At 60.2% G+C, this 7,557-nt stretch carries 9 protein-coding genes; all 9 read left to right on the top strand.

All coding sequences use genetic code 11. The features are described from left to right. A partial coding sequence (locus tag ACIOVB_RS25180; protein WP_401272005.1) for a FliG C-terminal domain-containing protein occupies window positions 1–295 on the top strand: 295 nt, incomplete at its 5' end. Window positions 296–299: 4 nt separating this feature from the next. Then, window positions 300–1,106: a flagellar assembly protein FliH gene (fliH, locus tag ACIOVB_RS25175; protein ID WP_187677379.1), complete on the top strand. Its 807-nt coding sequence runs from the start codon at window positions 300–302 to the stop codon at window positions 1,104–1,106. After that, window positions 1,096–2,454, top strand: a complete 1,359-nt coding sequence (fliI, locus tag ACIOVB_RS25170; RefSeq protein ID WP_187677380.1) for a flagellar protein export ATPase FliI — start codon at window positions 1,096–1,098, stop codon at window positions 2,452–2,454. The genes fliH and fliI overlap by 11 nt, the downstream gene beginning before the upstream one ends. Window positions 2,455–2,460: 6 nt before the next feature. Continuing rightward, window positions 2,461–2,910: a flagellar export protein FliJ gene (gene fliJ, locus ACIOVB_RS25165; RefSeq protein WP_187677381.1), complete on the top strand. Its 450-nt coding sequence runs from the start codon at window positions 2,461–2,463 to the stop codon at window positions 2,908–2,910. 78 nt (window positions 2,911–2,988) lie between these two features. Then, window positions 2,989–3,294 carry an STAS domain-containing protein gene (locus tag ACIOVB_RS25160; protein ID WP_401272004.1) on the top strand — a complete coding sequence of 102 codons (306 nt, stop codon included), beginning with the start codon at window positions 2,989–2,991 and terminating at the stop codon, window positions 3,292–3,294. Between the two features lie 5 nt (window positions 3,295–3,299). After that, a complete protein-coding gene (locus ACIOVB_RS25155) occupies window positions 3,300–5,006 on the top strand; it encodes a SpoIIE family protein phosphatase (RefSeq protein ID WP_401272003.1) in 1,707 nt (568 codons plus the stop codon). Between the two features lie 31 nt (window positions 5,007–5,037). Next, complete coding sequence (locus tag ACIOVB_RS25150; protein WP_187677384.1) at window positions 5,038–5,385, top strand: Hpt domain-containing protein; 348 nt, start codon at window positions 5,038–5,040, stop codon at window positions 5,383–5,385. 106 nt (window positions 5,386–5,491) lie between these two features. Next, window positions 5,492–6,862 (top strand): flagellar hook-length control protein FliK, encoded by a 1,371-nt coding sequence (locus tag ACIOVB_RS25145; protein ID WP_401272002.1) that lies wholly within the window; start codon window positions 5,492–5,494, stop codon window positions 6,860–6,862. A 210-nt stretch (window positions 6,863–7,072) separates the two neighbouring features. After that, on the top strand, window positions 7,073–7,557 hold a 485-nt coding region (gene fliL, locus ACIOVB_RS25140), incomplete at its 3' end, for a flagellar basal body-associated protein FliL (RefSeq protein ID WP_401272001.1).

Genomic DNA, 7,557 nt, shown 5'->3' with positions numbered 1-7,557 from the left:
GTTCAACAACCTGGCCGATGTCGACGACCGCGGTATTCAGGCGCTGTTGCGCGAAGTGTCTTCCGACGTGTTGGTACTGGCCCTCAAGGGTTCGGACGAAGGCGTCAAAGAGAAGATCTTCAAGAACATGTCCAAACGTGCCGCCGAACTGTTGCGCGACGACCTCGAGGCCAAGGGCCCGGTACGCGTCAGCGACGTGGAAACCGCACAGAAAGAAATCCTCACCATTGCCCGTCGCATGGCCGAAGCCGGCGAGATCGTGCTCGGTGGCAAGGGCGGCGAGGAAATGATCTAAGCCCATGGATAAGCACGATGACGATGTGACGGATCTGATCCGTGCCCGCGATGTCCGTGGTTTTGAATCCTGGGCGCTGCCCAGCTTCGATCCGCCGAAACCGGAACCCGAGCCGGAACCGGAGCCTGAACCGCCGGAAATGGAAGAAGTGCCGCTGGAAGAAGTCCAGCCACTGACCCTGGAAGAACTCGAAAGTATCCGTCAGGAGGCTTACAACGAGGGCTTCGCCGTCGGCGAAAAAGAAGGTTTTCACAGTGCCACGCTCAAGGTGCGTCAAGAAGCCGAAGTGGCCCTGGCGGCGAAACTCGCCAGCCTTGAGCAGTTGATGGGTCATCTGTTCGAACCCATCGCCGAGCAAGATACCCAGATCGAAAAGTCGCTGGTTGACCTCGTGCAACACATCACCAAACAGGTGATCAAGCGCGAGTTGGCCATCGACTCCAGTCAGATCGAACACGTCATGCGCGACGCCCTCAAGCTGTTGCCGCTGGGCGTCGACAATGTGCGTTTGTACGTCAATCCGCAGGACTTCGAACAGGCCAAAGCCCTGCGCGAACGTCATGAGGAAACCTGGCGCATCGTCGAAGACGAGTCGCTGATGCCGGGCGGTTGCCGGGTTGAAACTGCGCACAGCCGCATCGACGCGAGCATTGAAACCCGCGTCACTCAGGTCATGGACAAGCTGTTCGATCAGTTGCACGAACAGGCCCTGCACCCGGCTGCAGCGGATCTGAGCCTGGATATCCCCGAAGAATCCAAATCGGCGGCCATCCCTGACGAGCCGCTCGCGGACGAACCCGATGCGCCTTGAACGCACCAGTTTCGCCAAGCGCCTCAGCACGTATGCCGAAGCCACCGAAATGGCTGGCGCGCCGATTCTCGAAGGTCGCCTGCTGCGCATGGTCGGCCTCACTCTCGAAGCCGAAGGCCTGCGCGCAGCCATGGGCACGCGCTGCCTGGTGATCAACGACGACAGCTATCACCCCTCGCAGGTGGAAGCGGAAGTCATGGGCTTCTCGGGCAGTAAAGTCTTTCTGATGCCGGTCGGCAGCGTCGCCGGTATTGCCCCGGGCGCCCGCGTGGTGCCGTTGGCCGACACCGGTCGCCTGCCGATGGGCATGAGCATGCTCGGTCGTGTACTCGATGGCGCCGGTCGCGCGCTGGACGGCAAGGGCGGCATGAAAGCCGAAGACTGGGTGCCGATGGACGGCCCGACAATCAACCCGCTCAACCGTGATCCGATCAGCGTGCCGCTGGACGTCGGCATCCGTTGCATCAACGGTTTGTTGACCGTCGGGCGTGGCCAGCGTCTCGGTCTGTTCGCCGGTACCGGTGTCGGTAAATCCGTGCTGCTGGGCATGATGACTCGCTTTACCGAGGCCGACATTATCGTCGTGGGTCTGATCGGTGAGCGGGGTCGAGAAGTTAAGGAATTCATCGAGCACATCCTCGGTGAAGAAGGCCTCAAGCGTTCCGTCGTCGTTGCCTCGCCGGCGGACGATGCGCCGCTGATGCGTCTGCGCGCGGCGATGTACTGCACGCGCATCGCCGAGTATTTTCGCGACAAGGGCAAGAACGTCCTGTTGCTCATGGATTCGTTGACCCGTTTCGCCCAGGCCCAGCGGGAAATCGCTTTGGCCATCGGCGAACCACCGGCGACCAAGGGTTATCCGCCGTCGGTGTTCGCCAAACTGCCGAAACTGGTGGAGCGCGCCGGTAATGCCGAGAAGGGCGGCGGTTCGATCACCGCGTTCTACACCGTGCTGTCCGAGGGTGACGATCAGCAGGACCCGATCGCCGACTCGGCGCGGGGCGTGCTTGACGGTCACATCGTGCTGTCGCGGCGTCTGGCCGAGGAAGGGCACTATCCGGCCATCGATATCGAAGCGTCGATCAGCCGGGTGATGCCGGCCGTCGTGGGCATCAAGCACATGAACCATGCGCAGATGTTCAAGCAGTACTGGTCGCGCTATCAGCAGAGTCGCGACCTGATCAGCGTCGGTGCTTATGTGGCCGGTGGTGACCGGGAAACCGACACCGCGATCCAGCTGCAACCGACGATGTCGATGTACCTGCGTCAGGGCTTGAACGACAACATCAACATGGGCGCCAGTGCAAATCAGCTGGCCTCGATCTTTGCTCCGGCTCCTGGCGGCTAACTCGCCATGGCCCAGAGTCGAGCCGCGCGTCTGGTGCCGGTGGTGGACATGGCCGAGAAGGCCGAAAAAGCCGCCGTGCAACGCCTCGGGTATTTCCAGGGGCAGGTCAAAGTGGCCGAAAGCAAACTCGCTGACTTGCACGCCTTTCGTCTGGATTATTCGCAGCAGTGGATCGTGCGCGGCAGCACCGGCGTCAGCGGGCAATGGCTGCTCGGCTTTCAGGGCTTTCTGGCGCAACTCGACACCGCCGTCGATCAGCAACGCCAAAGCCTGGTCTGGCACCAGAACAACCTGGACAAGGCGCGGGAGGCCTGGCAGCAAGCGTTTGCTCGTGTCGAGGGGTTGCGCAAACTGGTTCAGCGTTATCGCGACGAGGCACAGCGCCTCGAAGACAAGCGCGAGCAGAAATTACTGGATGAGTTGTCTCAGCGTTTGCCTCGACACGATCCGTATTGATCTGGCTTCCAACCTTGCCCCAACCCTGTCCAAGTGCTAAACCTTGTACACGTTCGCCAATGACAAGGAAGCCAGTCAATGTCAGTCGTTACAGAAGTCTCTTCGGGTGGGAAAAAACTGACTATCTCGGTCAAGGGCCGATTCGATTTCGCCAAGCATCAGGAGTTTCGGCAGTCCTACGAGGATGTAAAGCCGAAGCCCGAGTCTTTTGAAGTGAATTTGAAAGACGCCACTTACCTCGACAGTTCCGCGCTCGGCATGCTGTTGTTGTTGCGTGACCATGCGGGCGGCGAAAAAGCCGAAATCACCTTGACCCACGCGAATGCCGACGTACGCAAGATTCTTGCGATCTCGAACTTCGAACAAATCTTCGACGTGGCATAAACGCAATGCAGGCTGATGCCGAGCCGCTGACGATCCTGATCGCCGAAGACAGCGCCGCCGACCGGCTGCTGCTCTCAACCATTGTCCGTCGTCAGGGCCATGAAGTCCTGACGGCGGCCAATGGTGCCGAGGCCGTCGACGTCTTCCGCCGCCAGCAACCCCACCTTGTCCTGATGGACGCGATGATGCCGGTGATGGACGGCTTCGAAGCGGCACAGCAGATCAAGTCGCTGGCAGGGGAAACGCTGGTGCCGATCATCTTCCTTACCTCGCTCACTGAAAGCGAGGCGCTGGCCCGTTGTCTGGAGGCCGGTGGCGACGACTTTCTGGCGAAGCCCTACAACCAAGTGATCCTTGCCGCCAAAATCAAGGCGATGGATCGCTTGCGCCGATTGCAGGCGACCGTGCTGCAGCAGCGCGATCTGATCGCCAAACATCACGATTACCTGCTGAACGAACAACGCGTCGCCAAAGCCGTGTTCGACAAGGTCGCGCATTCCGGCTGTCTGAGCGCGCCGAATATCCGCTATCTGCAATCGCCCTATGCGCTGTTCAACGGTGATCTGCTGCTGGCGGCGTACACGCCGGCGGGGGACATGCATGTACTGCTCGGCGATTTCACCGGTCATGGCTTGCCGGCTGCGGTCGGGGCGATGCCGCTGGCCGAAGTGTTCTACGGCATGACGGCCAAGGGGTACGGTCTGGCCGAAACGCTGCGCGAGATGAACGCCAAGCTCAAGCGCATCTTGCCGGTGGACATGTTTTGCTGCGCAACCCTGTTGTGCCTGAGTTCCCAAAGAAGTTCGGTCGAGGTGTGGAACGGCGGCATGCCTGACGGCTATCTGCATCGGATCGCCAGCGGTGAGCGCGTACCGTTGGCGGCGCGGCATCTGCCGTTGGGTGTGTTGAGTCCGCAGGCATTCGATGACTGTACCCAGGTCTACTCGATGGCCGTCGGTGATCGGGTCTTTCTGTTGTCCGACGGAGTGATCGACACCAGCAATGCCAGTGATCAATTGTTCGGCGTTGAACGCTTGCAGCGGGTGTTTGCCGCCAATCGCGAGCCGGATTGCCTGTTCGAGGACATCGAGCAGGCGCTGCGCAATTTTCGTGGCGAGGCGCGCGACGATGTGAGCATGGTCGAGGTGAGCCTGCTGGAGCCTGCGCAGGTCAATCCGACAGTCCCGGTCTATTCCGACAGCGGCCAGTCGTGCCCGCTGGACTGGTCGGTGAGCTTTGAGTTTCGTGGTGCTACGCTCAAGCGTTTCAATCCGTTGCCGTACTTGTTGCAGTTGCTCCAGGAGGTGCATGGGTTGCGTGCGCAAAGCGGCGCGTTGTACAGCGTGCTCGCCGAGTTGTATTCCAATGCGCTGGAGCACGGCGTGTTGGGGCTCGACTCCAGCCTCAAGCGCGATGCTGTGGGATTCGCCCGCTACTATGAGCAGCGCAACACCCGTCTGGAGGCCTTGCAGGACGGCTATGTGCGCGTACATTTGCAGGTAAAGCCACAAGGCGAGGGCGGCTGTCTGGTCATTCGAGTCGACGACAGCGGCAAAGGCTTCGACGTGGCGCGGGTGATGGAGCGGCCACTGGACGGTGTCCGTTTGTCGGGGCGTGGGGTCAGTCTGGTTCGGCAATTGGGGCGTAACGCCAGTTGGTCGGACGAAGGTCGCAGTGCCCACGTAGAGTTTTTCTGGGAGGTTGAGGCATAATTCGCGCAATTCTTGATCAAGGAGTGAGCAAGTGACTGACGAACATGTAGATCGCGAAACGCTGAGCGCATTGCGCGACGTCATGGAGGATAGTTATCCGGAATTGCTGGATACCTTTCTGACGGATTCCAAAACGCGCTTGGGCGAACTTAAAAATACCGTCGATGCAAAGGCGTTGTCCGACGTTGCCCACAGTTTCAAAGGCAGCGCCAGCAACATGGGAGCCATTCGACTGGCTGAGTTGTGTCATGAACTCGAAGCCCAGGCCAGGCATAAAAGTCCGTCGGAAATTGCCCTGATGGTCGCCGACATCTGCGGCGAGTTTGAGCAGGTTCGTCCTGTCTACGAAGACGAGCAACAGCACTCTCACACCCACTGACTCGCGCCGTCCGGCGCTTTTCTCAGTCGCCGGGCAAAACTGGCCCGGCACTTGCAATTAACTTCGCCAACTGTACCTACGATCCCAGTGCAGCGGAGACCGTTTCATGCCTGCGACCCCTAACATTCTTCTTCAGACCGCCGCTCAGGCCAAGGCGCAAGCCGCCTCGACCAAAACGTCGGCAATGGCCGCAGACGCCGGGGATAAGGCCTCAAGCTTCGCTCAGGTGTTTGCCGATCAAGGGCCGGGCAAGTCTGCGGTGACGGCAGACAGTCCTTTGAAATCGGCGCGCGACAAGGTCGCCGACAACAGCGCCAAGAAAGATGTCGGCAAGGATCAACCGGCCAATACGCAGCCAGCAGTTGCCGATAGCGGCAATGCCTTGCCTGCCGACAAGCCGGCATCGACCGACGACAAGACCGCCACCAGCGACGATACCGCTGATACGGCAGAGACCCCGGTGGCCGATGCCGCTCCGGTCGACCCGACGCTGGAACCGGCGTTGGCAGAAGTCGTTCAGCCGGTGGTGACCACGCCGGTCGTGGCGGCCCCGGTTGTCGAAACGGCTGCCGAGCCAAAAACCGAAACTCCCGCGCTGGCCGTGTTGCCGAGTGTGACCAAGGAGCCTGCGGCCACGACCGACAGCGATTTCGATCCTTCGGCCGATCCCCTCGATGCTTTGCCTGCCGTGCGCATGGCCATGGAGCAGGGTGGCCACATTTCCGCCGCCAGTCAGGCTCAGCCAAAAGCTTCACCCGCCCAGACCCAGGCCGATGGCGAATTGACCTCGGCACAGAACTTCGCTGCTGGCATGGCGAGCATGCTCGACGTGCAGGCCGACAAGGACAGCACCAGTCAGGGTGGCGAGAAAGCTTTCAGCGGATTGATCGATGACGGTCTGAAAGACTTGAAATCCGCCACCAGTGACACCCGCGTTGATGACTTCGCCAACCGTCTGGCGGCGCTGACTCAAGCCGCGACGCCGAAGACCGCGAACGCTGTGCCGGTGAATCAGCCGATCGCCATGAATCAAAGCGGCTGGACAGAGGAAGTGGTCAACCGCGTCATGTATCTGTCGAGTACCAGTCTGAAAGCGGCTGACATTCAGTTGCAGCCGGCCGAGTTGGGGCGTCTGGATATTCGCGTGAACATGGTTCCGGACCAGCAGACTCAGGTGACGTTCATGAGCGCGCATCCAAGCGTGCGTGAAGCGCTCGACAGCCAGATGCATCGCCTGCGTGACATGTTCACCCAGCAAGGCATGGGTCAGGTTGACGTCAATGTCTCTGACCAGAACCGTGGCTGGCAGGGTCAGCAAGGGCAGGAGCAGGCGCAGCAGGGGCAGGGTGGACGCACCAGCGCTGCGGGTGGTCGACTGGATTCGACGGATGAAGAGTTGGAGCCTGTCAGCGTGGCTGAAGCTGTCGCGCAGACCACCAGCGTGATCGGCACCAGCGCCGTCGACTATTACGCCTGATCAAACGCATAACCCTTGTGGGAGCGAGCCTGCTCGCGATAGCGGTGTAACAGTCGACATAAATGTTGAATGTTAAATCGTATTCGCGAGCAGGCTCGCTCCCACACTGTTTTGTGATGCTCTCCCAATGTGCCCCGACACTTCTGGCATAACACTTGCTCTTGCCTTGCCGTGCGACTGTGAAAACCCGAATAGTGACGGATTATTGGCATGGCGAAGAGCGAAACAGCAGCAGTAAAAGACCCCGCGACCAAAGGCAAACTCAAGCTGATCATCGTGATCGTGCTGGCGTTGCTGTTGGCCATTGGCGCATCCGTGGGGGCGACCTGGTTCTTCATGCACAGTGCCCAGAGCAAGCCTGCCGAGGCCGCCGATGCTGCGCCGGTCGGCAAGCAGCCGGCGATTTTCGAACCGATGGCACCGGCATTCGTTGCCAACTACAACCAGAACGGCCGTCAGCGCTACATGCAGGTGAGCATCACCATGCTGGCGCGTAACCAGGCTGATCTGGAAGCGCTCAAAGTGCACATGCCGGTGATCCGCAACAACCTGGTGATGCTCTTCTCCGGTCAGGATTTCGCCACTTTGGCGACACCGGTCGGGCAAGAGATGTTGCGCCAGAAGGCTACAGCGAGCGTGCAGGAAGTGGCGCAGTCAGAGCTGGGCAAAGTGGTGATCGTACAGTTGCTTTTCAC

The sequence above is a fragment of the Pseudomonas sp. NPDC087639 genome, assembly GCF_044743385.1.
Lineage (GTDB): Bacteria > Pseudomonadota > Gammaproteobacteria > Pseudomonadales > Pseudomonadaceae > Aquipseudomonas.
The sequence above is the reverse complement of the archived record's forward strand: the minus strand, read 5'-3'. Positions and strand labels throughout refer to the sequence as shown.